Here is a 25,699-nt window from a genome sequence, read left to right as displayed (position 1 = left end):
TAAAACCCGGTAAGGACCTTGGTCAATCCGGTATTTATTGGGCGTTTTTGTCGGTGGAACGCCCAGCGGCGCAGGGTGAACGTTTCGATGAATTAATTACCCACACGGTGCGCATTAACAAAGGCGCTTAGCTGTATCACGCGGGCGGGAACGCACAATATTTATACTTTGTACGGCACGGTAGTTTTAAAAACGTTCTGGTCAGCGATCAAGGGTTTAGCCTGGTCACAGGGTTTACCATGTCAGCAGAACCGTTAGGCCTGGAAGCCATGACGGGAGAGTTGCATTTATGTTCAGCGGTGGCACTGGAGGACAGTGAGGCGTATATGCTTTCTTATCGGCGCCTCGAAAGTCTCGCCCGCGAACTGCCCGCATTGCGCTTGAACCTCAGCAGAATGCTCAGTCGAGAAATCACCCACGGTCAAAGCAGACTGTTCACGCTGGGGCACTACAACTCAGAAGAACGCCTGGCACTCTTCATGTTAGGGCTGTCCAAACGCTTTGCAGAACGGGGCTACTCAGCGCACCGGTTTCTATTGCGCATGTCGCGTGAGGACATTGCCTTGTCGATTGGCGTAAGGTCCGAAACGATTTGCCGGGCGATTGCGCGCCTGCGCGAGCTGAGCTTAATGACGGTTGAAGGGCGTAGCGTCGAGATCATCGACATCGTTCGGTTAAAAGCGTTTTGCCAACACCGTCATACAAGCCGGTCAGCGTGATCCACCTCTGGGTCAATACAGACCGGAGCAGTTGTACGTATGACGATTAACAAAACGCGTATCTCGCCGCCTACAGGCACGTCTTATCCACGCTGCGCACTCAGTGTTCATGAGTCGTTTCCGACGCTGTGCGTGTTTGCCCCCTCACCCCATGATTGCGATGACATCAAGCACTTTGGGGCGTGTGACCTTGGCTGCCAATCAAACCCCAGACATAAACCCCTGGAAGGTGGGTACAAAACCCAGCAGTCAACATTCCTCTTAATACGCGTGAATGCCATCGGATCAATACCCGCAAACAGCAGAGATAGAACACCGCTGTGTGCACATCATCGCCGACCTTTGGCATACCCCGAAACCAGCCACCTTGGGTGTGTGCGTTAACAGACAGACGGATTGAAGTTCAGCGCTTAGTTTTGGGACATCTGAGCGCGAGGATAACGTGGCGACATCCATTTCGACAAAGTTAGAAATAGGTACTGTCAATGTGCCTTCGAACGTATCTGCCCCGACCTTCCAAGATCACGTACTTGGCCTCCAACGGCGACCTGTACTTCAAAGGAAATATCATGCCAATTCATCGCGTTAATCCAGAAAATCAGTCCAGCTTGCAGGACATTTACGCCACTGACGCCTCGCAACACAGCCTCCCTAAGTACCGGCTTCCCAAGGGCCGCACAGAGCCTCGCGCGGCTTATGCGCTGGTGCGTGATGAACTCATGCTGGACGGAAATTCGCGTCAGAACCTCGCGACCTTTTGTACGACCTGGGTTGAGGACGAGGTCAAGCAGCTAATGACCGAAGCCGTTGACAAGAACATGATCGACAAGGACGAATATCCACAGACTGCCGAGATCGAGAACCGCTGCGTCCATATTATTGCCGACCTTTGGCATGCCGATAAATCGCGCGAAACGATAGGCTGTTCGACGACAGGCTCCAGTGAGGCGGCGATGCTAGGTGGGCTGGCCTTCAAGTGGCAGTGGCGTAAAAGGCGCGAAGCGGCGGGCAAAGACACCTTCAAGCCCAACATCGTTACCGGTCCCGTGCAGATATGCTGGCAGAAGTTCGCGCGTTATTTTGATGTCGAGATTCGGGAGGTACCGCTTGAGGGCGATGCACTTGGGCTCAAACCCCAAGACTTACGCAAGTATTGCGACGAAAATACCATCGGTGTCGTGGCCACGCTGGGTGTGACGTTTACCGGCGTCTATGAACCGGTCGAGGCATTGGCTAAGGAGCTAGATGCCATCCAGCGCGACCTGGGCTTCGACATTCCCATCCATGTAGACGCAGCTTCCGGTGGCTTCATCGCGCCGTTTATCCAAAAAGACCTCGTTTGGGATTTCAAGATCAAACGGGTTCGGTCGATCAACGCATCAGGTCACAAATACGGGCTTGCACCGCTCGGATGTGGTTGGGTGATCTGGTCGTCCAAGGAAGACCTCCCCGAGGAACTCATTTTCTACGTCGATTACCTCGGCGGTAACATGCCGACCTTCGCCCTGAATTTTTCGCGCCCCGGCGGCGAGATCATCGCGCAATATTACAACTTCCTGAGGCTTGGATGGGACGGATACACGGCTGTTCAGAAGGCCTGTTCGGATACGGCTCAATGGCTGGGTGCCGAACTCGCCAAGATCAAACAGTTCGAAATGGTCTATGACGGCCATGGGGGTATTCCGGCCGTTGCCTACAAACTCAAGGACGAAAATTGCGGTTTTACGCTTTACGACCTCTCAGAACGGGTGCGGATGCGAGGCTGGCTGATCGCCTCTTATCCTCTACCGTTGAATCGGCAAACGACGGTGGTTCAGCGCATTCTCATTCGTCACGGCGTCAGTCGAGACCTGGCGCAGCTTTTACTGGACGATCTAAAACGCGCGATTGACCACCTCTTGGAGAACCCGGTCCCCAACTCCACAGCGAAGCCGGGATTCCATCATGCTTAAAATCGCGAGTCGCGATCGGACAATCTTGATGCGCGTTGTCTGGGGGGCACTCTTGGCAATGTTATGCGCCGGTCCTGCGGCGGCCCAGGTCAGTGAGGGGCCCTCGGCAAGCGGGGTGATCGGGCAGGTGTTCGAAACGATCAAGCCCGTGACAGAGGCTGGGTTACACGGCTTTTTCCAGCTTCTGGATAACCAGCCCATCGCATTCGTCCTACTCGCGCTCGCGATTGGCACCTTGATCGGCAAGTTTAGCTTCAAGACTATATCGCTGGGTTCGACAGCAGGCACACTGCTGGTCGGCGTCGTGCTGTCTATGATTGCCCAGGCGGCTTATGGCATCACGTATGCCATCCCTGGCATCCTTTCGTCGTTCATGCTGCTCTTGTTCATGTATGCCTTGGGCTTAAAGGTGGGACCGCAATTCTTTTCAGGTCTACGAAAAGGAGGGCTGGCCTTCGTCGGGATCGGTGTAATCGTCTGGAGCCTGAACTGGGTCATCTGCTATTTCGGCGCCAAACTGGTCGGCCTAGCGCCGGGCTATGCCACAGGGCTGATATCAGGAAGCTACACCATCACAGCGATCTTGGGCGTCGGTCAGAGCGCTCTTGCCAGCGGGGCTTATGTCCCGCCTGCCGGCACGAGCGTCGAACAAGTCGGCGCCAATATGGCGGCGGCCTATGCGATCAGCTATGTCCTTTCGACCGTGTTTACCATCTTGCTCATCCGCTACCTTCCGCGCATCTTCGGCTACGATGCCAAAGCCGAGGCAAAACTGGCCGAGGCGCAGTTCAGCGGTGGCGCGACGGATCCCGTCCCCGGCGCGCCTGGTGCGTTGGTCATGGGCTTTTCGCCCTATGATCTGCGCGCTTTTGCCGTTACCCACAAGGATTTCGTCGGCCAAAAACTGTCGCAACTGGCCATCGATTTTCCGCAAGTACCCATCATCCAGGTCGTGCGCGACGGTGAGGTTTTGGATCTGATCGTGATGCGCGGCGCGAAAAATGAAGTGGATTTGCTGAGATAAATCGTTTTTGGATTCGTTGCATCCACCGCAACAGAATAACGAAAACAGGGGTCGGGTGTGAGCCCCGACCCACCTAATGCCTTCCGAACTATCAGCGTCCTCTAACCAACCTCAGATCACCAAGCACTCCTTCGACCGTGCGACTGGCGTCGCAGTGCTTCGTGTACGCGAGGAAGCTGCAGACTCGTTGCCTGACGTGCTGCTGACTGATCAGCCCCGCTTTATATCTCGCCATCAATGCCCGGAACGATGACCGCGCCCGCTTGATGTTCCGCTTGCGGGGCAAGATGTGGGTTGGCCATATGCGGTAACCGCAGAAATCCAACCCCCGCTGCCAAGGATGAATTGCCGTCTTAGGATTCAACTCCAGGCTGAGCGCTGCCACTTCCGTTGCCAGCTCGCTCAGAGCCGCTGCGGCACACTCCTTATTGGGCAGCACGGCGATGAAGTCATCCATGTACCGCACGTAGTGCTTGATACCCATCTGATCCTTGGCAGCATGATCCAGTCGGCTGAGCAGGATGTTGGCTCCTAATTGGCTGGTGAGCGCGCCAACCGGCAAGCCGATGCCGGTCTCATTACCGTAGCCGCTGATGATCTGCCGCCACAGCCACAACACGTTCTTATCGGAGATGGTGCGCTCGATCTCCCGCAGCAAGACATGGTGTCTGATGCTCGCGAAGAATTTACTGATGTCGGCCTTGAGTACATACGTGCCGTCGCCGTGCTTGCGCTTCGCAACCCTGATGAAGTGCTGAACCCGCGCCACAGCCGCCTGGGTGCCCATGCCGACGCGGCAGGCGTAGGAGTCACTGATGAACTTGCGCTCGAAGAGCGGGTTGACCACTCGCACCAGGGCGTGATGGGTGACGCGGTCGGCAAACGGTGGTGCCTGGATCAGGCGCAGCTTGGGCTCTTTAACCACGAATTCGCGAGGCTTGCCGGGTGCCCAGCTTTTCCAGATCAGATGGTTTTGCAGGTTGACGAGGTTTTCTTCAACATTGGCGGCAAAGCGCATTACAGAGGATCGATCACGCTTGCCACGACGCGCCTCCAGATAGGCTTGGTACAGGTTATCAAAATCAATTATCTGGCCCCAGAGGCCATTGGTGGTGATCGGCACAACATAAGCCTTAGCCCATATGAGGGCGAAAAATGAGGGCGGGCATCGCCACATTCGCCGAAGCTACTAGCCGCGATGCCCTGTAAATCTTTGACTACATGGTCTGGAGAGAGGCTCCAAAGGAAGCGCGCTGGACACGGACCCGTGGGTCCGATGCCTTCTGGCGATAATCGTTTGCGAGGCGGCCGCCGACGTTCGTGTTCGCGTTCGACGCGGCGTTGTTGACGTTCAGATAGAACAGCCCGGCGTTCGAGCCGTTGCCGTAGTTGCCACCGTAATAAGCCTCCCCCCAATGCTCTTTACTTCTTAACTGCTGCTAACCCTTCATGCTTGATCCACGCACCAACAATCCGGCCCACCTCGTTGACGTGACGCATCCATACGTCCAATCGGTGCGTGTTGATGTAGGTGAGCCGGTGCGCTTTGCGCACCAGGTGGCGGAAGATCTCGATCTCAACGTCCAGATCAAACAGTGCCGCCGTCTTCTGGCGGCGCTTCCAAGCCACCACCGTAAGACGCAATAAATGATTGGTTACAGCCCTTAGCTCGGCGCAAAGCAGGTGCCGCTCAAGCTTGGGGAACTGGTGCAATACGGTATGCGTGTAGGCATCCAGCTCTTCAAGCCTGGTCAGCAAGGTCAATTGGGCATCGCTCACGCTGACATCTTCCCTTCATCTGCTTCGATATTCTTCTCGCAGTGGTCGGGCTCGAAGCGATTAAGCAGCCCACACAGCAAGCAGCCCCATCGCTTGCCCTGTCGCGTAGCCTTGCCAGCGCGAGAGCTGATCGTTTCATCTTCGCTGCCGCCAAATGCGGTATTGGCCAGCTGGTCAAATGAAACGGCCAAGCGCCAGGCCCGTGTGCTGTTACCCAGCACAGCAAGGAACATCCAGCAGAGCGCGACCAAAGTCACGAACGCGCAGAGCAACAGCAGGACCATGCCCAGTGCAATGCGCTTCACCATACAATGGCCGCCACTTCTTCAAGCGACTCAGCATTGTCGAGGAGATCCTCGGCAGCTTGGCGCTTGCCGATGATTGCCCCCGAATAGGCGGCGTAGCCCTCGGCCTTGGCCTGCACACGCCCCGCCAGATCCGCAACCGTCAAGCCGCGCACTTCGGCAATGGCCGACAACAGCGCAGTCGGACCCGGAGGATCTAGCAGAAACGCCGCCGCTTCCTGCACCTGCTGTGGCCAGCTCTGCAATTCACCGGGTGGGTAGGTGCTGGTCAGTGATGCTAAGGCCAGATCACACGCTGCGTTGATCTGCTCCAGCTTGGCGGCCTTGGCGGCGGCGAGCTTGTGCGGGGCAGCAGCTTCGTATGTGATCTCGCCCAGATACTCGGCGGCGTCAAATGAGCAGGCCGGGACTTCGTCCGGCTGGCCCGGCAAGATCACGGCGACAAACAGGCCGTTCGCTCGGTACTCGGACGGTACCAGCCAGACGCGGACTAGCCCGTCAACGCTGATATCGGCCAGAGCAATGGTTTGGCCGTTGACGCTCAATGTTCCATTTTCAATTTTCAAAGCGCTCTCCTAAGAGCAAAGGGCGCCCGCTCGGCGGGCTAGCCCAAAGACATGACACAGGTCACGGGACCCATTACACCTTTGCGAGGCGGCCGCCGACGATCGTGAACGCGTCCGACGCGGCGCTGCTGACGTTCAGAAAGAACAGCCCGGCGTTCGAGCCGTCGCCGTAGCCGCCACCGTGGTACGCCACGGCATTAGCGGCGGAATAGACGTAGTCGCCATAACTGCCATTGCTAGCCGACCCGTCAATCGTGGCCGGTGCAAAGATGTCGCGGAGGTCGTAATCGACGCCCGCATCCTCGGCCATGGTTACCACGTAGCCACTGCCTGGACCGGTACGCGTGGTGGTCAGGTACGACTTGTTGCCGTTGCGGCCCCAGACCTTGAACCGGTTCGATGCATCGGTCTGCAGGCCGTCCACCATCTGCCAGACGTTGCCCCACAGCCCGACGATGCCGCGCCAGGTGGCCTGTGCAACCGTCGTGCTGTCCACCGCTTGCACGGCGCTGGTACTGACGTTGCCCTGACCGATCAAGGCTTGCGAATCAGCGCCGCCCATTTCGATCATGGCCAGCGTCTGAATGGCGGACAGTTGGTAGATCGACCACAGCGCGAAACCACTGACGCCCGCCGTGTTGCGTGCTGCTGCACGGGCCTGCATGTTCGGGAAATCGATACTGGCCAGCGGCATCAGGCCAGGCTTAGAGCCCAGCTTCGCGCCATCAGTCGTGCCCTGATACTTGCCCACCCAGAACTGCCCGAGATCCGCTCCCGCATTCTTGAATGCCGGGTGCAAGGTGAAGCCTGTCGCTGACTGGTCGGAAATCCATACCGCCTTCTTGCCGAAGTTTGCGCCCGAGGCAATGGTGCCGCGCTTCACATAGAAGGCCGGGATTCTGACCATGTTCTGGCTGTCGACCACCTGGTCCTGGATTGCGCCGTACGTGGCGTGCGAGCTGAAAAACGAAGCGTCTGTCACCTTGGTTACGCCGTTTTCATCCACACGAGCCCAAGTACCAGCGCCGCCGCCTGTAGCGAGCAGCGCAATACCAATCACGTTGGCGAACTGCGCTTTGGTGGTGATCTTGCTTTCGGTCGACCACTCCGACCAGCCCTTGGCGGTGCCCTGATGACGCACCTGCAGGTAATGGCTCAGCTGACCCGGCAGCAACTTGCCAGCAGGCACTACCACCGTCAGCTTGTTCACCGCGTCGGTGCCGCTATCCCAGGCGGGGGCCGCGTAAGTACCTGCCGCCGTACGAATCCGCCATTGGCTGGCCGCATGGGTATCAGCGCCGCCCGACACTACAAAGGGCGAGCTGGTCAGCGTTGGTTGCTCAGGCACATCCACGGCGTTTGCGGCAGGTCCGGTGATGCTCGGCGCGGCGACATACACAAACGAAGCGGCCGTGGCAAAGCTGGAAACAGCCGAATAATCCGACCACAAGCCCGCCACGTCCTGGACGCGAGCACGCCAGTAATAAGTCGTTCCCGCGACCAGCACGGCAGCAGGTAAGGCATACGACAACCCAGAGTCGAGGACGCCAGAGTCATGCAGGATCGAAACGAAGGCGGCTGTCGTGGACAATTGGAATTGGACCGCCGCCTGGGTGTTGCCCGATGGCGAGCTGTAGCCCACCAAAGCCAGCGTTGGACGCTCCATCACCCCAGCTGCAGCGGCTGCAGGCGTGCTGATCAGCGGCGTGGCCGGGCGCAGATCCGGGTTGATAAAGCCGCCAAGACCAGTCGGCGTGCCCAGTGCGACCAGATGAGCGATGCTCATCGCTTCGCCCGAGATGTCCAGGCGCAGCCAGCCGTCGCCACGCATCGGCAGAATGTATTCGTAATCGGCGTAGCCGGTCGGGATATCGCCATCGGTACGGCGCAACGACCAGCCGGTTTCTTTCCACGTCGGCTGGTAGCCGTCGCGGTAGTACAGACGAGCCATGCCCGAGTTGAGCGAGCGGCGAATCACGACCGCACCACCAGCGGTGTCGGTACCGATATTGACCGAGCGAGTCAGGTAGATATCGCCTGGCATGGCAGCGGCGCGGGACGCGCCCAGCACCTTGATACTGGAGCGACGCAGAGTTGCCGACGGGCCCCAGTCGCGTGACAGGTTGGCCGCGAGACGGATGCGGGCCGCTGACAGTACGGTTTGCACTTGCACCAGGGCCGATGCCGGGGCCGGGTCGCCGTTGGCGTCAACTGCAGCCGTATCACTCAGGACATAAAACCCACCTGGGCGCAGCTGGGAGGTGGACGCCAGGTCGATAGAGTCATCGCCATTGACGCCCTGGACAACAGTGATTGGCTCCAGATCGATCAACGTGTAGCCCGGAACGAACATTTCAAAGCGCACTACGTTGTTGCGGTACAGCCAGTCGAGATCAACTGCCTTTTGCACTGAGACGGCGCTCGACGACTCAACGCCGCCAAGGCGCTCATCCAGCGAGTCGATGGCCAGATCGGCTGCGGCCTTGTTATCGCCAACTGCCTTATTAATAGCTGCGTCATTGTCCAGCAGCGCCTGGTGAATCGGATTCCACGTGTCCGGGTGGGCGACACTGGAGGTTGTCAGCGCGGGTACGCTGGCGGAGAAGACAGGATTTGGACTTGGGGTCAACGGCATGACGGTGTTCCTCAGTATTCAAAATCAAGATCGAGTTCGATCTCGCTGGTGGACTCGAACTCTTTTGGCTTAACGACGCGGCGACCCATCAGCACGCCCGACTCGGTAAACACACCGAACTCGCGCAGGACGTTGTCTGCAGCCAGGATTCCGCCCATGTTGCCCCTGACTGTCAGCACAGCGCCTACCACAATGTTGGTCACTGGAACGCGGGCGAACTCAACCACGAGGGCCACGTCCTCGTCCGGCGAATACGCCTTGCTACCCGACCCGAAGGCCATCCAGGCGGCTTTGGAAATTGCTGCACCAGTTGCGGCGCTAACCGCGACCTGGTGCCGATAGGCCAGCGTGGTCGGTGTGGCAGTCGGATTGCTCATAGCGGTTCCTGGGTCGTAATGCCGTTGTGTTTAACGCGCAAAGTGGCGCGGAATCTGATGTTTGGTCCGCCCAGTTCGCCGCCCAGCAGCCAGGTGCCGTCGAGGCGATGCAGGCCAACGCGGTCGAGCTGGGCATCGGCAAGGCTTCGGCCTTCATCCATCGGCCAACCCTGAAGTGTTTGGGTGTCCAGAGCCCAGCGGCCATCCAGCGCACGAAAGCGATCGCCTAAGAGGACCGGTCCAGAAGCACGCGGGCCACCCATGGCCATGACGGCACGCAACTTGATCTTTTGATGGGTGGTGATGTGACTGTTGTCCAGGGTCGCGCCGGTCGGCGTATGCCCATTGAGTGACCGCCCATCAAGGGACCAACCACCGTCGAGCAAGACATCGGCATATCCGCCGTTGAGTTTCCAGCAGCCATCCAGCGTGCGGCGCGCTGCAGGCTGGAAGCGCTGGCACTTGGAGTACTTCAAGCGCAGGCGCGCGGCCATCGACTTGATGGTGATTCGTGAATCGAACTTTGCCTGTAGCGCAATGATGATGCCGACCAGCTCGTCACGCGCTGGTGCGTAGGCCTCTGCGACCTGGCGAATGCGTTTCTGTTGGTCGCGAGACCAGTCGCCCTCGGACGCGTTGAGGCGGATCGCGTACTGGGCCCAGTGGCTCATGGCGATGCGCTTCATGACCTGCCCATTGATGCCAGTAGCAGGCGGGGTGAGGCTGATACTGCCATCGAGCAGCCAGGTGCCGTCGAGGGTTTTGCCACCAGCAGCCATCCATTCGGCCTGGTAAGTCTTCTGCTCGATCAGCTCAAGGACCGGATAACCGATGGTGGCCAGCGCCTGCTTGACTGCCCAGGGCGTGCCTTTATAGCGGTGCAACATGATCGCGGTCTTGATCAGCGCTCGCCGGTCATCGTCGGATCTGGCGACCGGCCAAGTAGCCTCTTCCAGCATGGAAAACTGCTCGGCAAGGACCGGCAGCAGCGAAGGCGGCACCAGGTCTACCAGGTAGACGAGCATCGGGTCGAGATCGAGGCGCTGCATGTTCTCGTTGAGGAGATCATTCAGCCAAACGAACCGCTCATCACCGGCCAGCGCTGGGGGTAGCTGTTGATCAGCCATTGGACGTCCCTCCATCGATCAACTGGATCGAGGAACAGACCGCCCATTCGTTGCCCAGCAATTCACGCGGAACCGCTGGCTGCTCGACAAAGGCCCGATACACACCGGCCACTTGAAGCCGTGCGATCAGCTGCTCAGGGACGATATCGACACCTAAACCGACACTCAGCTCAAGCGCGTATGTTTCGGCGGCAGCTTGAACTCGCGCCATAGTAGTGAAGCGATCGGCACTGTTGAAGAAGACGATGCGAGCGCTGATCGAGTAATCAACCTGCACCGGGGGCAGCGCATGCACGGTGTCACAGAGGGGCCGCACCTTCTCGCCACTCACCAAGGTCAGTACGCGCTGTAGCAGATCGGCGGTCGGCAATCCGCTGGTGGTCAGCGGGAACAACGCGACATGGCCCGGTTGCTGGCCTTCAGCTGGGCCATGCACCGCCACATCTTTAATCGACTGATGCACGGCCATGGCGTGATAACGATACGCCCCACGGCTGCCAGCATTGGAGTAAGCCTCAGGGGCGAGAATGATGCGCTCACGGTAGCGATCGTCGCCCTCATCCTCGGCACCGTCATAGCTCACCGTGATGTTGGTGGCCAGCAGACCGGCGAACGGTGGATTGGCGATGACGCTGATCTGCCCGATCGCCCAACCATTACCGGCTTCGCCGACCGTACTGCAGGTCGCAGTGACGGTGACTTGAGCCTGGCCAGCAGGGATCAGCACGTCTTCATCAGTGGCGAATGCCAGCTTGGCGTCCTGAGTGGCCACTCGTGTACCGACAGGGATCAGCATCGGCTGAGTTGCAGGCAGCGCAATGGTGAAGCGCACCGTGCAACGAGCCGCTATCGCCAACAATCGAGGGGTCGCGACCAGCTCACCCAGGTAATCCAGAATCGGGCCGTTGCTGTGCCGCACCAATAGCTGCTCACCAGCATTCTGAATGGACATCTGCAGGCCGGTGGTGGCGTAAGCAATCTGGTCAATGAAAAGACGTTCGATCTGCGCCGGATACAGGGTTTTGCCCGACTTCTCTTCATACCGCGCAATCAGATCCGCTTCGGTGGCGGCAGGATCGATCACGACGAATATTGGCTTAGGCAGCTCGCGCATACGGCACCTCCGTCAACTGAGGCACACCGTCTGCGACCCGCCATACAACCGTCAGCGTGACCTGGGCGGCTTCAATGGCTGGATTGACCCGCACCACTGTCACCCGAGTTTCCCAAAGGCGAATAGCGTCCACGGCCTCGCGCACCAGATGCGGCACAACCCGATTAACAGGCCAGTCGATATAGAGGTGGATGTCACTGCCAAAGGTCGGGCGGTGTGGGTCGCTGCCCTTGGGCGTCGTGAGGATGATGCGAATAGCCTGGTCAATATCACGCAGGCCTTCCACGACCGCACCGGCAGTGCCAAGTGCTGGCTGCCAGTGGGCTGCGGTGATGCTGGTATAGGAGATAGGCGTCGTCATGCGCCCATATTGAGGAGGTGCGCGCCTGCTAGCTTTTAATCTGGTTTAAAGCTTCCCGTGCAGGCCGGTCAGCCGAACATCCTTCTATATATATATATAGGGTGATCAGTGACTATGGTGATTCGAGTTGCCGCCACCATCCATCACGGTGCCGCCCGCATTGACGTTACCGCCGACCTCCACATTGCCGCTCACCGTGAGGTTGCCATTCAACTGCACCTCAGGAACGTCCAGGGTGGCCGATGGAGCCTTGACCGACACCGGCTCACCGCATTCGACGCTCAGATTCTTGGCGCACTTGAGCGTGGTGGCTCCGACACAATCCAGCGCCATCACATGGGCCGCACGGTCATAGGTCAGGGTTGTGCCGTCACTGAACCGCACATAGTCAGTGTCTTCATCGACGACTGGTGGCGGCTCAGCGGTGGAATAGATGCCTCCCAGGTAAACACCGCCGACGCCATCGGCATCGAGCAGTACCGCCACCTGCTCATTTAGCTCAGGCATCAACGGACGGCGCTGGGTGCCCTGGGTGTTGCGCTGCGGCACGTGCAGCCAATAGCTCTCAACGCCGTCACGGTCATCCAGGCGCACACGGATCCGGCAAGCCTTGTGATCCACCGCGCTCACTTCGCCGTATTCCAGTTCAACGCCCATGGAAAAGGCCTCCTGCTGCCGTGAGGTTATGCAAGGGCACCATCCTGTTGAAAGCCATAGGTCGACAGCGCTAGATCAGGCTTGGAGGCATTGAATGACAGTGATATGGAGATCGCGGACACACGGCAGAGGCTCAGCTCGACCGTGTAGCCACCGCCACGGGTAATCCGGTGCTGCGCAGACAGGATCAGATAGTTGCCGCCCATCTTTCCCGCCGCGACCAGGGTGACGACGTTGCCACTGACCAGATTTGGCTGACCCATCATCGACCAGTTGCCCGTCGTGCGCTCCCTGTTTGATTTAGCCAGGTCAGCTTTGGCCTTTGCCTTGGATTCCTCTTCAGAGGCCGAACGCTTGCGCTGTTTCTTGGTGTCGGCACTGGTGGTCGCGCCACTGCTACTGCTCGGCACCGCCACGGTCTCGCCGTTTTGAATGTCGTAAGAGATTAGCTTCTTACTGGCCGGATCCTTGTGCTTGACCGACACCTTCTCCGGCACGGTCCTGATCTGGTCTCGCAAGCGTACGCCACTGAGGTCTTTCAGCATCAACTGGGCGACCGGCTTGCCCTTGGCCAGCTCGCTGATGGCGTGAAACACCAGGCGCGAGCCGGTCACTTTAAAGGCGTAGTCATATTCATCTGCCAAGTTGCGCAGGAACTCCAGATCGGACTCCTGCTGTGTCAGGCGATCCAGCTTGATCGGCTCGATGCTGCCCACCAGAGTCAGGCCTAGGCGACCAGCGACCTCCTGAGCCACGGCGGCAAGCGTGGTGTTCTCGTAGGCCTTGTGCTCGGTGGTGCGCAGCGCCGTGTTGATGCCTGTTGCGATCGCCCTGATGCCGACCGTGGCCGGGGCAGAACTGAAGTCCACTTCGTCAATCTCCAGGCGGCTCAGCACGCGCAGCGGCTTGCCGGACCAGCCCAGGGACAGCGCAACCGCGTCACCATGGCCGGGATACCAGGCATCCAACCACTTGCCCTCGGAGTCCTCCAGTTCGATATCCAAGGTGTCAGCCTGGCCTGTCAGGAAGTCCGAGTAGGAGATCGAGGTCATGTGTTTGGTGATGTCGCGGGTGATGTTGCGTTGCTGGTAGGTCAGCACAAAGCGCGCCTCGGGCACTTCTCCTGGTACTAGCGCATCCATGGCGGCAGATCCTCGCTGGATACCACGGGATCAAGTACCGGGATGGCCAGCTTCAAACCAGCGGGCAGCGCCCCGGTAATCGGCACGTGAGGGTTGGCCTCGACGATCGGGTGATAGCGGTGCGCATCTCCGTAGTACTTCCACGACAGTTGGTCCCACCGCTCGCCTTCAGTTGTGACATGGGTCAGGAACATCAGGCTCTCCTGGTGATGACTTGAGCGGCTAGGCCGGTCAGGCCCGTTGAAGCTCCATCGAGCCGGTCGTATGCCTGGGTAATGTAGTTGCCAGAAGTCTCGAATCGATCCGCCACATTGCCCAGATCCAGCGGGCTCAAGCTAGAGCGTGCGCCGCTGACGCTGCCATACAGGCTCTGACCCAACTGGGCGATGTCCTGCCCCTCGCGGATAAAGCTCGCGGCCTCTGTCAGGCCGCCAATCGGACCCAGCGCTCGCTCAGCCAGAGCGGCGAGTTGCGGTGCCTGAGTCAGCAGCGTCATCGGATTGAAATTCTTCACCGCGTCGTAAATGGTTTTCGCCTGCTGGATCATCGTCCCGGCCTGGCGCGCATAGCCCACTACTTGCTGGGTCGCGGTCAGTGCCGGCGCAAGCTTGGAGATTAGCGCCGGCGTCGCGATCTTCGCTGCCGTAGTGGACTGTACCGCCGAATCAATCAGGCCAGCCTTAACGACCTTGGGCGTGAATGGCCCGGCGTATTCGCGCAGACTGACCTGGACGTTCGACGAATAAAGTCGACCGTCAGCCGAGGTCCGGCGAGGCGTGTTGCTGATGTCCGTAATCACGAAAGCGCCAACGTATTCCCCACTGCCCAGGACAAACGCCAGCGGCTCGTGCTTGCTCTTTGCCTCGCGCAGGGTGCGCAGGCGGACCTCGGGGTCGCCCAGCCACGGATGCAGCTGCATGCTGAATTTAAGCTCGTCGAGGCCGTCGCCGATCCACTCCAGGAGTGGCTTGCCCTGGATCAGCAAATGCTCAGCCCAATCGGCAGTGCTGCTCTGTTCCATGCCGGTGATGCCGCTGGCCACTTCGAATTCTATCTTTCCCAATACTGCATACATCAGGTGCGTCCTCCAGCTGGTGGTCCGTAGCTGCGGCGTCCCTGGTCATGCTGGAAGCGCTCCATGAACCTGACGAACTCGGCATAGCTTGTATTCAATGCTTGGGAGACCTGGTTGCCAACGCCTTCACCGCCCGGCACGTTGATGACCGGAGAGAAAGTCACCTGCAGAGGCTGCGCGCCAGCTCCGCCGCCCATGGAGCCCGCACCTGCGTATCCATCAGCGCCCGCCATGTTGGCGCTAGTAAGCGCATTCAGATTAGGAAGGCGCATCGCGACGCCCGTCTGGTCGGCCATGCCCAGTGCTGCCTGGCGAACGAGGCCGGACTGCGAGGCAATACCGATGGCGGCACCTTCGCTGATGTTGGCACCGTAGCCCATGAACACCCGGCTCGGCGACTGGATGCCCAGCGTCTCGGTAAACCAGCCCTTGATCGAAGTGCCAATGCCGACCACGGTTTCCTTCGCACTTTCAAGCTTGGCGCTGATGCCGCTGATCAGGCCGCTGATGATATTGCCGCCGAACTCACTGAACTTGCTAGGCAACTCAACTCCGAAGTAACTCATGACTCCGGCGAAGGCCCGATAAAACAGGCCCAACGGGGAAAAGTTAATAATCAGTCCGGCAATTCCCGCAAATCCCCCGTTAAAGGCAGTCTTTATCTCGCTCCAAAGACCTCCGAAGAAGCCTTTGATGGGCTCCCAATATCGGTAAATAAGATAGGCACCCAGCGCAATAGCGGTAATGGCCAAACCGATGGGGTTCATCAACAGTGCGCGGCCAAGCCAAAGAATGGCCTGTCCTGCGAGCTTCAGGCCGAACAGCAATGTCCCTCCCAGTACTTTGCCGAGCATGAGACCGCCGCGAGCAGCCATCATGAGCGGCGCACCAAACGCCATGCCGATACCACGCAGGAATATGCCGCTGTATCTGAGCGTGGTCATCAGTCCGCCACCCAGCATCTTCAGGCCCGAGATCGCCGGAGCAAACTTGCCCATCTGCCACGCGGCCCGCAGCAGCAGCCATTTGGAGGACATCGACGTGACGGCGGTCGTTGCCGCTGCGAAGGGCGACATCACCAGGTTAGCGCCGTAGGCCACGCCGATGAACGCCAGCTTGGCTGTCAGCAAGCCCGCGACCAGACCGACCACACCCTTCACCAGGGCTGGGTTTTCACCTGCCCAAGTGGCGAATGACTGGACGACTGGCAGAGCTGCCTTAGTTATGTCTACAAGTGCAGGCAACAGGACGCTGCCAACAGTGATGCCCAGTTCCGACAGATTTATCGAGAGCGCCTTCATTTGCTCTCGCGGGCTCTCCATCCGCTTATTCCAATCGCCATCACCGCCCTGGTCGGCGGCGCCAAAACTACCTTTCTGAATATCTGCGCCCTCGTTTCGGTTTGCGATAGCGGGACGAATAAAAGCCAGCGTTTCCTGGTCCGCGAACAATTCACCCAACTTGTATGATTCGTTCAGCCGGGCCAGTGCCGTCTCACGCTCTTTATCATCCTTGAGGGCCATCACTTTCTGAAACTCACCAGCTGCCTTTGGCCCCTTCGTGCTCATGTACTTGGTGATGATTTCGAGCATGGCCTGCATCGGCGTCATACCTTGGCTGACCATGTTTTTCATAGCGTCTTTTAGGTCAATACCTGCGTCTTTGAAACTCTTCAAAGTGTCCTTCGCAGTAATTTTCGACAAAAAGTTTTTAAAGTTGTTGGCCGCCTCGTCGTTGCTACCCGCACCCTTACGCGCAATTTGCAACGATGCACCAATCTCAGCAACGGCTCGCTCACCCGTTATGCCCAGGGCGGCAAACTGCGGAGTCAACTGAGGCAGCCATTTAGCCATGTCGGCCAGCTCGAACTGGCCTCGCTTACCGGCGTAGGCCAGCATGTTCATGGAGCGCTCAAGACCCGCAGCGCCGATGCCGAGGTTGTCATTCAGCGCGATGGCCACAGACCCCAAATCATCCATGCTGGCCCGCGTAGCAGTTGCCGTTTTTGCCATCACTGGCGCATAAGCAGCCAGCTCTTTTGCGCTGGATATGCCGCCAGCGATCAGCACTGCAGTACCTTTTGCCACTTCAGTCTGAGTCTGATTCCACCTCAGCGCAGCACCACGCATTACGCCGCCGAGACGCTCTTCCTCAGCAGCATCAAAGCCGCCGGTGATGGCGATGTCGTTGGTTTGATCCTTGAAGTCGATGGCGGTGCGCATGGATTGCACGACCGGCGCGCCCAGAACGGCAGCCGTACCAATCGTCTCCATGGCCTGCCCGCGCAACTCTCCACGTCGATTTTTTAGGGTTTCGCCGCGTGCAATGCTGGTGTTGAGCTGCTCCTGCTTGATCTTCAGTTGATCAAGGGTGCGACCCACTTGCGTGTACTGGTTGCGCAGGCGCTCGATACCGGTACCGCCGCGCGCGAGTGACGCGGCGAGCTCCGTACCAATGAGTTTTTGTCGGGCGGTCAGGCTGTCAGTTGCTCGCCCGAGCTGCTGGACGGTGGAGCGTGCAGATCCGAACGCGGACTGCAAACTGCCGGAAACAGCCGCGCCGATCCGGAGCCCGACAAGAACTTCATTCGCCATATTGATTACGCCTGGAGCGTGAAACTGTGCCAACCGAGCAGTAAGGCCCGGCTCCTGCGATGCCCCTCATTGCGAGCGCATCTTTTCTGCAGCTTCGATGCGTCTGTCGATCTCCCGACTGCACACATCAACCCAGCGCAGGTATTCCGGCATCTCCAGATTCGCTATCTCCGAGGGCTGCATCTTTAGCACCATCAGCAGCGCTTCGTCCCAAGAGTGCAGCCAGGTCTTCTCCATTAGCCATTCCCCGAAACACCTCGGTAACGGTTTTGGAGTCGGCGATATCCAGATCGTTAAGATCTTCGATGGTCATACCGGTCATTTTGGCGAGGAGAAAATCTTCAATCACGCCCTCGTCCTTGCTGTAGGACTGGGCCTTGCCGATGTCCTTACGCTTCAGCCGGATCACGGGCAGCGCGGTCAGGCGATCGCCCGCTGCGGTAGTGAAGGGAAACTTGAGAGGAATGCTAAGAGAGGCAGCCATCGATATTGCTCCAGGTGAAGTGGGAGTGCTCTGAAAGAGTCCAGAGGTTCGCACCTGGTGAGCGATTCGGCTTTTAATACGCTTTAAAGAGAAGCCCCGCACGGTGGCGGGGCTTCAGGGTTGCATCCATGCTGCCCCGTCCATGGGGCTGTGTCAGATCAGGCGCATCCAGCGCAACCGTTAAGCCTGGCCAATGTTCTTCCTGTACGTTGCCAGCTGATCTTCGCCATTTACCTTGAAAATGTTCGCCAGGTAATCCAGCAGCAGGACTTCATTCCCATCAAGCACCTGGCGCACATAAGTGGCCGAGAACGGTGATTCATACTTGGCCGGATCACGAGGCTTGTGGCTACCCAGTTTGTATTCCTTGAAGGTGATGGTCATCATCGTGACCAGCGGGATCTCCTTCACCAAGCCAGTGCTATCAAACACCTGCACGTTGGACCGGCACTGCAGCGCAACGCTTTTGAAAGGCGTTGCAAGCTTGGTGGCGGCGTCGCCGTACAGGCTGTTCCAGTTGATCTTGCCTTCCATCTTATCGAAGCCATCCGGCAGCTCGATCAAGCCGATCATGCCCAGCCCCTGGAAGTCGGACATCACCGCTTTCACGGAGCCAAGGTCGATTTCTTCGGCTTTGCCGAAAAAGCTGGCCCCGTCCAGATAGATGTTGGCATTGGAAATGCGGTGCGCACTGAAGCTCATTATGCTGCTCCCAGGTTGACCAGGTAATCGCCGGTGATTTCGGTTTCGAACGTGCCTCGCTCAAGCGGCAAAGGCACGGTCAGCTTGTAACTGAACAGCGCGTGGCCGAGCTGCAGTTCTGTCTGAGGGTTGCGGGCAGGGTCATACCAGCACTCCCCACCGATCAACGCCTGATCGCCAATCAACTTGCGAAACAGCAGATTGACGCTTTCGGTGATGCTGTCGATCAGCGAATCGGTGATCGGCATGTCAACGAATTGCAGTGAGCTGTAGCGGATCGATTCGTCGATGATGTCCTTGGTGCGACGAACGTTTTCGAAGTTGCGCATCTCCGTCACGGTTGGCCAGGCAGCAGTGCGGTTACCCCACAAGCGCAGCCCGGTACCGAAGGAGTTGAACACGGTGGTGATGCCGTTTTCGTTGAGCAAGTTGACTTCGCTGCTTGCGTCATCAACACGAGCGGTCAATGGCCGCTCCAGCCCGATCACGCCAATCAGCTCCTGATTGGAGCTGCTCCACCAGTAACCCTTGTCATTGTCGATCTTTGCCCGAAGAGCAGCAGCGCGGATCGACAAAGGCTCCAGGCGCTCACCGCTGGTGGCGGTGTCGAGCACTTTCACGTGGGGATAGCACAAGCGTACCCGGTCACTGCTGGTGTTGAAGTTGATCGCGCCTGCAGGCCCGCGACCGGCAATGCACTGCTGCACCGTGGTGCCGATCGGCGCATCGATGTAAGCGACCCCGCCAACCTGAGTGGCGGCAGCGATCAGCTCGACGCTGATCGAATTGAGCTGACTGAACCCTGGAGCAATGAAGATTTTCGCGAAGAAGCCCAGGGTGTTGTAGCTGTCCTGGAACGCTTTGAGCCCGCTTCGCTGACCTGCAATGTTGACCGCGCCGACGATATCGGCAGGCGTGACCTTGCTCGGATCTGCATGGGTGTAGTCGGCGAGGACCGAACCGTTTACCGGGATGGCGCCAGCGGCCAATCGGGTGACCTTGCCAGTCAGCATATCGACGGTGTAATCGACGCCGAGTGCGTAGGCAGCGCCATTGCCCGTAGCCGGTTTTAGCGCCAGCAGCTGCAGTGCGCCATGACCCAATCGCAACAGTTCGTTGTCGCCAAAGGAGCGGGCCTGGCCCAAAACGTTGGTGCGATGGATCAACGGATCCAGAACATTCACCACCAGCACAGTGCCTGCGCCGAAGTCGTAGATGCTCGACAACGCCTTGGGGATACTGAAGCCGTCCAGATCATCAGGACCAAACTGAGCGCCGTCGGTCTCGTTCAGCGACAGCGTGACCGCATTCACCGCCCCGACCGGTGCGGTACCGAGTAGCGCAATGACTGCCGACTTCACAATGCGGATGGGTCGCGCCCCTCGGGAGATCTCAAGGGTTTCAATACCGTGCAAATAGTTAGCAGCCATCAGGCTTTTGCTCCTTTCTTGTCTTGCGCAGTTGGCGCATCGACCACAGCGCTTTCGGCAGCATCGCCTGGAAGCAACTCTAGGTGTTTGAGGACGAGCAGTACCTGAACATACTCATGACCTTCAGGTAGCTCGACAGGCTTGCCAGGGATCAGCTGTACTTCGAGCAGCTCGGCAGGCTTGCCGGATTCAGCCACTAAGCGAAGCGTCGCCGCGCTCTGCGGGCCTTTGTACAAATAGCGGGTCAGTTTCACGGGAGATCCTCGAAACGGGTCTGAGTCAGGGGATACCCGGTTTCGGGCTCCATGATTTGCAACTGGGTTGCACGGGTGGAAATGTCGAGGCTGTATTGCCAAATGCCCTGGACCTGGCCGATGAACGCTTCAGCGACTGGACGGCAGGCCACATCACAGTGCGGTGCCCTCCAGCCAGCCAGCGCGCCACGAGCTCGATCTAGGTAGCTAATCACCCCGTCCTTGCCGTTCAACTGCCGGAACACAAAGGTCAAGCGCAGCACGATCTTGCGGGCCTGAAACATGGCATCGGTCGATTCGGAGTCGTCGAACGATGACTTGCCGAAGGCCACTAATACTGCGCCGCGAGAATGGTTAAGCCGGTATTGAGCCGGGCTTTCCGGGAACAGCTCGACCATCAGCTCTTTATCGAAGTGCGCTTTCAGGCGCTCGACGATGGCAATCATCAGTTGCTCGGTCTGGGTCTTTGGCTGAATCAACGGCTGACTCATTGGTAGCCCTTCCATAAATCATTGCCAAACTGCTGGCGACGGGAGCGGACCCGGATTTCGCCGGGCTCGGGAGCCGCCTTGCCTGACGGCATGCCCAGGGTGACGACACCATCACGAATGCTTTCCAGCAGCTTGATGGTGTCCTTGCGGCTGTCCTTGACTGGATCCGGCAACGAGCCTTCTGGCCGACGCTGATACAGCCAGTGTCGTGCCAGATAGACCACGGCATCGCGCAGCACCGTGGGGACCGGATCGAGCGGCAAGGTGTAGCGCCCGCGCAGATAACCGTCGACCAGCTCTTCGGCCTGGCGCACGCCATCCTCGATCACGGACTCGTTCGGCTGCATGGCCGAGGGGTCATCGTTGGAGAGCTGAATCAGCGTCATCTCTGGGATGGCGCTGCCGATATCGGCGCGGGTGCAGTAGCGCATGGCCTAGAACGACAGTTCGACGAGGGCTTCAGGGAACAAGCACATGGCCAACGGGTTAGCCTGCGCTTCTACGTCCCAGCCTTTGCCCATCTTGCGTTCTTCACCCTTGCTGTAGAACGGCAAGCCCACGGTGTTGACCGTCTCGTTGTAGTTCGCCGGGGCGTTGAACATCTTGAAGACGCCTTTACCCACCGGGAATACCTGGGCGACGCTGGACGGAATGAAGCGCTGGCCGCTGACCGTTACGTCGTACTCGACAAACTCGATGCCACCGAAGGTGAAGCCCGAACGCAGATCACCGCCGATACGGTCTTGCGCCTCCTGGTAACCGGCGAACGCAGCCTTGACCTTCTCATGTTCGGTAAAGGCGTCGAACCAGTCGGGACCGCAGAAGGAGCGGAAGCCGGTGACCATGACACCACCGAGTTTCGATTCAGCATGCCGCTTGGCATCCAGGCAGGCCTTGCGAACGTTGGTGGTTGCCGTGCCGAGGGCGACTGTTACCTTCTTCTGTGCCACGCCAAACTCGCTGAACAGATCGAAGAGAACCGAGCCGTCTGCATTGAGCAACTTGCCGCGCAACGCACCCACACGCTGGAACTCGCGGGTGGACTCGATGCTGTTCTTCAGCTCCTGCAGGTGATCATTGATGATCGTTGCCTGGGGAACTGTGGCGGTTTCCTGGCCGAAGGATGCGATGCCCTGCAGCTGGCTTGGAAGCAGCGGACGAGACAGTGGCAAGTGCAGCGTTTCAAACGTACGACGGGCGCGCTTGCCAGCTTTCACGGCTGCCGGATCGGCATCGCGGGAGGTATTAGGCACCAGCACCAGGCGGCCTTCGTACTCGTCGATGACTACCGATGTGGTGGTGACGCCTTTCTCTTCGAAGATGCCCATCGCACCGACTTTGCTCGGGATGACAGGAAGTTTGTTGATGGATGCGCTAAGGCTTGCAACGGTGAAGAGGTCTTGAAGATTCATGTACAACTCCTATCAGAGCGCCGCACGAGCGACGATGCCCAGGGCGTTAAGTTCGTCCAGGGCGGTGGCTTTCTGGGCATCGGTGATACCGGCAGGCCATTGCAGTTCTACCAACTCGACCACCGCACCCCGAGCGATGACCACGCCAGGCGTATCAGCGGCGGTGGCATCCACGCTCTCACCGAGAACAGCTGCGGCCTTTTTGGCTGCGCCTGTGCCCGCCAGATCGAGCGCCTGGTGCTTGCCGCTAACCTTCGCCAGAACGGTGCCCAGCGGGTAAACAGCACCCATCGCGAGCAGCGCTTTTTCCTTGGTCCAGCCGGGAGCGGCTTCAACCAGGAGTAAATCACCCAGCGTTTTGGGTGGTGTGTAAGTAGGCATGGAGCCTCCTATCGTTTCGAACGGGCTTCGGCGTCAGCCACAAGCGGGTTAATGGATTTGTCCTGGGTCTTGCCAGCGCGGTGCTTGGAGGCCTGCTCGCTGAAGCTGACAGCACCGGTCAGCTCCTTGAACACGGACTTCAAGCCTTCGCTGAGCGGCTGGCGGTCGTCGGCCTCGCCAAACTCCAGAGGTTTATCGCTCTTGTCGCCGGTCTCGGCGTAGTCCAGCGCAGCGACCACAGCAGCCACGTGGGCAGGCTTCATGCCGCTGGCCACCAGATGCTCGGCGAATTCTGTGTGGCCGGTATGGATCGCTTCCTGGGTCGCGGCTTTGTCGGCCTTGTCGCGGCGGGCGATCTGGGCTTTAAGACGCTCGTTGTCCGCCGTCAATACGGCCTGTTCTTCCTCGGTCACGGGGTTTACCTCAGTGGTGGGTTTGGGTTCTGAATAGGAAGGGCCTGCATTCAGGTCATTGCGGCGCGCCTGCTCGGCAAGGCTGTCGATCTCCCAGGACGGAGCCACCTTGTCGGCAGTTTCAGCGCCGAACTGGCCGATCAGGAACTCGCGGAATTTGCGCCACAAGCCCGAGCTGATCTCGTGGCCGTAGTCGCCGAACTCGACGACACCTTCATCGGTGCCAGCCAGATCGATGGAGCGCAGCCCCTTGATCGAAGGCGGCTGGGCTCCGAGAAAGCCGACGTGGCGCAGGTAGTACACGCCAGGCACTGGGTTGCTCGGTGAGTCGGGGTGATAGAACGAGGCTGAGATCTTCTTGTAGCTGCCTTTGCCGATCAGCTCGGCGAACGCCGGGTCGACCTGCTGCGGCACGGCGATCAAGCCTTCAGCTGTTGCCTGAAGAGACTCCACCCAGCCCATTGCCGGGTCATCGTGCTTGGGATGGCCAATCACCAATGGCGCTTCGTGCAATGCCGGTGAGTAAGCACTCACCGTGGCGGCCAGATCACTTTCGCTGAAGTTGAAGCTGGCACCGCTCATGGCGGTATGGGTACCCGGCTTGAAAATATGGAGTGGCTTCATGGCTATTGGCATGCGCTTGATGGGGTAAGCACACAGCCTGATGCAATGGACTGCCAGAGACTTTTAATCGGCTTTAAAGAGTTGTCGCGAGGGAATGTGATGAAGTGGCCGGGATATGCACCCGATCAACAGGGGCAAAGGACGGCAGCGGGGATTTATAAAGCATATACAGCGGACTTCGGGGGTGTGGCGTGATGAACCGGGGCGCTGAACGCCCCTAATCGCCTCCTGCGGCCTTACACGCGGGCCGCTTTTCCCAGGTGCATCATCGCCAGATCAAGGATTGCTTCCTCGGCTTCGGGCTGCACGACACCCTCAGCGTCCATCGGCAGGTAAGGTCGAGCGGGAATATCGCCCCAGAGATGAGGGAACTCCGCCTTGGTACCGCCGAAATGCATCATGGCCGCATAGGGCTTGTTACTGCCAACCACGGCTGAGCTATCGGTGGCATAGGTGGAGATGGATGCTGCCAAGCCAGCGGAACTGACCTGCAGCATTTGACCTGGCCACGTCCCATCCTTTTCGCGCTGGCCGATACGCACGTCAGACAAATCGGTCCAGTCTGGACGGCCTTGCTCCTCCAGATTCTCTTCGGTGATGCTGCCCAGCTCTGCGGCGACTGATCGCATCAAAGGCGCGAGATCGCCTACAGCCCATTCAACCTTGCGCAGCACATCTTGCAAGCGCTGCTGATCCAGCTCGACGGTGAACATGTCATTGCTCCTGCGGGGCGGAGGCTGCCTGTTTGCGCTTGAGCGCCTCGGCCAGACCTGCACCTGGTGCGTGATTGAAACCCGGATCGGTACTGAAAACCGCGACCCGACCTTCGCTATCGGTGGTGCGCAAGGATGTCACCTGGGCGGTGCGGATCTCGCCGGTACGCTTGTCCGCGCCGATTTCAACCGTTCGTGTTTGCATGCGACCCTCGCTGCTGTCGACCGTAAATCCACGACGCGTCAGGGCGGCCTCAGTCAGCGATGTGATTCGGCAGCGGCAGCTGAACCCGTTGGGCGGATAGATCGATGACCACACAGGATCATCATGGCGATAGACCTTGCCACTCAGTGCGCGATGGCTGGGCCGCGTCATGCCATCCAGGATCGCGACATAACGCCAGTAAGGGTGCGTATCTGCCGTCTCTTCCATGCTGGCCTTGCGACCAGCCATATAGGCGCTCTGCAGGTTGGTCTGGTAGATCGTCTTCAGGCGGCGCGGACTGCCTAGCTGCACCATCTCCGCGCCGCCGCTGCTATCGACGATGACCTGCTTGCCCCACCAGCCCTGCGTTTCCAGGACAGGCTGCAACGCTTTGGTGAACTGCTTGAGGGTCTGGCCATCTTGCAACGCAGTTTCCAGTGCGCCGCGAATATCCGACAGCAGATCCAGGCGCATGGCTTTGGCAACAGTGAAGGCTTGGTCGTGCGCCTGGTCGAGCATCTCCTGCCAGTTCCAGGTAATCGCATAACCCTTCGATTTCATGTACTCGACCGCATTCTCCGGCTCCAGGCCAAAGATGGCTTTGAGATCGGCAGGCGATGGCATCTTCGGTGAGGTGGCCATGTCAGTCTTCCCGATCAGCAGCGGCCGTCAATCGGCCCCACATGTCTGCCATGAACATTAGCTTGGTGAGAGTCTGCTGCAGCGCCACGTCGTCCATCTGAGGATAGGCTTCAGCCAGTAAGCCCAGGGCCTCGGTTTCAGTTCGGCCTTGCTGCAAGGCTTCGATCAACGGGGCGATCGCTTTTTCGGCTTGCTCCTGCAGCAGTTGCGCGGGCAATGCATCAATCACCTGGTCAAGCGCGACCTGGTCGAGAATGGGCTTGAGCGTGGCCTCGGCAAACTCTGCCGTGGGTGCGGTGGCCACCTCCGGCGCAGCGAGGTCTCCTTCCTGCAGGTTGTAGGTACGCATCCAGTAAGCCGGGGTGAACCTGACGCCTGCGTCGGTGAGGTTCTTATCACGCTCAGCCAGCGTTTTATCGATCTCGTCCTGCTCCCACAGGTCGTACAGGGGAGCGGCCACGGATTCGCCAAAATTGAGATCCACGATCCGGCGAATAACGCCATTGAGCGCAGCTGCCACG

General features: G+C 59.0%; 29 protein-coding genes. 3 read left to right on the top strand and 26 right to left on the bottom strand.

Annotation, left to right across the window (positions count from 1 at the left end):
- Nucleotides 1-131: 131 nt before the first annotated feature.
- From E0F99_RS19930 to E0F99_RS19920, 3 genes are all read left to right on the top strand, one after another.
- Nucleotides 132-719: a helix-turn-helix domain-containing protein gene (locus E0F99_RS19930; RefSeq protein WP_242626917.1), complete on the top strand. Its 588-nt coding sequence runs from the start codon at nt 132-134 to the stop codon at nt 717-719.
- A gap of 569 nt (nt 720-1,288) precedes the next feature.
- Nucleotides 1,289-2,671 (top strand): glutamate decarboxylase, encoded by a 1,383-nt coding sequence (gene gad / locus E0F99_RS19925; RefSeq protein WP_083359109.1) that lies wholly within the window; start codon nt 1,289-1,291, stop codon nt 2,669-2,671.
- Entirely contained in the window at nt 2,664-3,695 is a 1,032-nt protein-coding gene (locus E0F99_RS19920) for an aspartate-alanine antiporter-like transporter (protein WP_083359108.1), read from the top strand. Before gad ends, E0F99_RS19920 begins: the two co-directional genes overlap by 8 nt.
- Nucleotides 3,696-3,786: 91 nt before the next feature.
- On the opposite strand, the gene E0F99_RS19915 is transcribed toward E0F99_RS19920, so the two are convergent.
- From E0F99_RS19915 to E0F99_RS19790, 26 genes are all read right to left on the bottom strand, one after another.
- Nucleotides 3,787-4,818, bottom strand: coding sequence for a reverse transcriptase/maturase family protein (locus tag E0F99_RS19915; protein WP_083359107.1), 1,032 nt, complete (start codon nt 4,816-4,818; stop codon nt 3,787-3,789).
- 299 nt (nt 4,819-5,117) lie between these two features.
- On the bottom strand, nt 5,118-5,474 hold the full coding sequence (avd, locus tag E0F99_RS19910; protein ID WP_130908885.1) for a diversity-generating retroelement protein Avd: 357 nt from the start codon (nt 5,472-5,474) through the stop codon (nt 5,118-5,120).
- Complete coding sequence (locus tag E0F99_RS19905) at nt 5,471-5,782, bottom strand: hypothetical protein (RefSeq protein WP_083359106.1); 312 nt, start codon at nt 5,780-5,782, stop codon at nt 5,471-5,473. The genes avd and E0F99_RS19905 overlap by 4 nt, the downstream gene beginning before the upstream one ends.
- On the bottom strand, nt 5,776-6,345 hold the full coding sequence (locus tag E0F99_RS19900; RefSeq protein WP_083359105.1) for a hypothetical protein: 570 nt from the start codon (nt 6,343-6,345) through the stop codon (nt 5,776-5,778). Before E0F99_RS19900 ends, E0F99_RS19905 begins: the two co-directional genes overlap by 7 nt.
- A 73-nt stretch (nt 6,346-6,418) precedes the next feature.
- Nucleotides 6,419-8,980 (bottom strand): glycoside hydrolase family 78 protein, encoded by a 2,562-nt coding sequence (locus tag E0F99_RS19895; RefSeq protein ID WP_083359104.1) that lies wholly within the window; start codon nt 8,978-8,980, stop codon nt 6,419-6,421.
- 11 nt (nt 8,981-8,991) lie between these two features.
- The gene (locus tag E0F99_RS19890) at nt 8,992-9,357 is read right to left on the bottom strand and encodes a hypothetical protein (RefSeq protein WP_083359103.1); all 366 of its coding nucleotides are present in this window, start codon (nt 9,355-9,357) and stop codon (nt 8,992-8,994) included.
- A complete protein-coding gene (locus E0F99_RS19885) occupies nt 9,354-10,484 on the bottom strand; it encodes a phage tail protein (RefSeq protein WP_162276192.1) in 1,131 nt (376 codons plus the stop codon). The genes E0F99_RS19890 and E0F99_RS19885 overlap by 4 nt, the downstream gene beginning before the upstream one ends.
- Nucleotides 10,477-11,598 (bottom strand): baseplate assembly protein, encoded by a 1,122-nt coding sequence (locus E0F99_RS19880; RefSeq protein WP_083359101.1) that lies wholly within the window; start codon nt 11,596-11,598, stop codon nt 10,477-10,479. The genes E0F99_RS19885 and E0F99_RS19880 overlap by 8 nt, the downstream gene beginning before the upstream one ends.
- Nucleotides 11,582-11,959, bottom strand: a complete 378-nt coding sequence (locus tag E0F99_RS19875) for a GPW/gp25 family protein (protein WP_083359100.1) — start codon at nt 11,957-11,959, stop codon at nt 11,582-11,584. The genes E0F99_RS19880 and E0F99_RS19875 overlap by 17 nt, the downstream gene beginning before the upstream one ends.
- A 105-nt stretch (nt 11,960-12,064) precedes the next feature.
- Entirely contained in the window at nt 12,065-12,616 is a 552-nt protein-coding gene (locus tag E0F99_RS19870) for a phage baseplate assembly protein V (RefSeq protein ID WP_083359099.1), read from the bottom strand.
- Between the two features lie 26 nt (nt 12,617-12,642).
- Complete coding sequence (locus E0F99_RS19865) at nt 12,643-13,758, bottom strand: phage late control D family protein (RefSeq protein ID WP_083359098.1); 1,116 nt, start codon at nt 13,756-13,758, stop codon at nt 12,643-12,645.
- Complete coding sequence (locus tag E0F99_RS19860; protein ID WP_083359097.1) at nt 13,746-13,952, bottom strand: tail protein X; 207 nt, start codon at nt 13,950-13,952, stop codon at nt 13,746-13,748. The genes E0F99_RS19865 and E0F99_RS19860 overlap by 13 nt, the downstream gene beginning before the upstream one ends.
- Entirely contained in the window at nt 13,952-14,833 is an 882-nt protein-coding gene (locus E0F99_RS19855) for a phage tail protein (RefSeq protein WP_130908884.1), read from the bottom strand. The genes E0F99_RS19860 and E0F99_RS19855 overlap by 1 nt, the downstream gene beginning before the upstream one ends.
- A complete protein-coding gene (locus E0F99_RS19850; RefSeq protein WP_083359095.1) occupies nt 14,833-17,427 on the bottom strand; it encodes a phage tail tape measure protein in 2,595 nt (864 codons plus the stop codon). Before E0F99_RS19850 ends, E0F99_RS19855 begins: the two co-directional genes overlap by 1 nt.
- 127 nt (nt 17,428-17,554) lie before the next feature.
- Entirely contained in the window at nt 17,555-17,911 is a 357-nt protein-coding gene (locus E0F99_RS19845) for a phage tail assembly protein (RefSeq protein ID WP_083359094.1), read from the bottom strand.
- 180 nt (nt 17,912-18,091) lie between these two features.
- On the bottom strand, nt 18,092-18,613 hold the full coding sequence (locus E0F99_RS19840) for a phage major tail tube protein (RefSeq protein ID WP_083359093.1): 522 nt from the start codon (nt 18,611-18,613) through the stop codon (nt 18,092-18,094).
- A complete protein-coding gene (locus E0F99_RS19835) occupies nt 18,613-20,043 on the bottom strand; it encodes a phage tail sheath subtilisin-like domain-containing protein (RefSeq protein WP_083359092.1) in 1,431 nt (476 codons plus the stop codon). Before E0F99_RS19835 ends, E0F99_RS19840 begins: the two co-directional genes overlap by 1 nt.
- The gene (locus E0F99_RS19830; protein WP_083359091.1) at nt 20,043-20,297 is read right to left on the bottom strand and encodes a hypothetical protein; all 255 of its coding nucleotides are present in this window, start codon (nt 20,295-20,297) and stop codon (nt 20,043-20,045) included. The genes E0F99_RS19835 and E0F99_RS19830 overlap by 1 nt, the downstream gene beginning before the upstream one ends.
- Nucleotides 20,294-20,788 (bottom strand): Gp37 family protein, encoded by a 495-nt coding sequence (locus E0F99_RS19825; RefSeq protein ID WP_083359090.1) that lies wholly within the window; start codon nt 20,786-20,788, stop codon nt 20,294-20,296. The genes E0F99_RS19830 and E0F99_RS19825 overlap by 4 nt, the downstream gene beginning before the upstream one ends.
- Nucleotides 20,785-21,219 carry a gp436 family protein gene (locus tag E0F99_RS19820; protein ID WP_083359089.1) on the bottom strand — a complete coding sequence of 145 codons (435 nt, stop codon included), beginning with the start codon at nt 21,217-21,219 and terminating at the stop codon, nt 20,785-20,787. Before E0F99_RS19820 ends, E0F99_RS19825 begins: the two co-directional genes overlap by 4 nt.
- Nucleotides 21,220-21,222: 3 nt before the next feature.
- Complete coding sequence (locus tag E0F99_RS19815) at nt 21,223-22,200, bottom strand: major capsid protein (protein ID WP_083359088.1); 978 nt, start codon at nt 22,198-22,200, stop codon at nt 21,223-21,225.
- 12 nt (nt 22,201-22,212) lie between these two features.
- The gene (locus E0F99_RS19810; RefSeq protein ID WP_083359087.1) at nt 22,213-22,581 is read right to left on the bottom strand and encodes a head decoration protein; all 369 of its coding nucleotides are present in this window, start codon (nt 22,579-22,581) and stop codon (nt 22,213-22,215) included.
- A gap of 8 nt (nt 22,582-22,589) precedes the next feature.
- Nucleotides 22,590-23,618, bottom strand: coding sequence for a peptidase (locus tag E0F99_RS19805; RefSeq protein ID WP_083359086.1), 1,029 nt, complete (start codon nt 23,616-23,618; stop codon nt 22,590-22,592).
- A 236-nt stretch (nt 23,619-23,854) separates the two neighbouring features.
- Nucleotides 23,855-24,331, bottom strand: a complete 477-nt coding sequence (locus E0F99_RS19800; RefSeq protein WP_083359085.1) for a phage virion morphogenesis protein — start codon at nt 24,329-24,331, stop codon at nt 23,855-23,857.
- Nucleotide 24,332: 1 nt separating this feature from the next.
- Nucleotides 24,333-25,178: a phage head morphogenesis protein gene (locus tag E0F99_RS19795; protein WP_083359084.1), complete on the bottom strand. Its 846-nt coding sequence runs from the start codon at nt 25,176-25,178 to the stop codon at nt 24,333-24,335.
- Between the two features lies 1 nt (nt 25,179).
- Nucleotides 25,180-25,699 (bottom strand): phage portal protein family protein (locus tag E0F99_RS19790; protein ID WP_130908882.1); only part of this gene is annotated, 520 nt, incomplete at its 5' end.

The organism is Pseudomonas antarctica (assembly GCF_900624995.1).
GTDB lineage: Bacteria > Pseudomonadota > Gammaproteobacteria > Pseudomonadales > Pseudomonadaceae > Aquipseudomonas > Aquipseudomonas antarctica.
The sequence above is the reverse complement of the archived record's forward strand: the minus strand, read 5'-3'. Positions and strand labels throughout refer to the sequence as shown.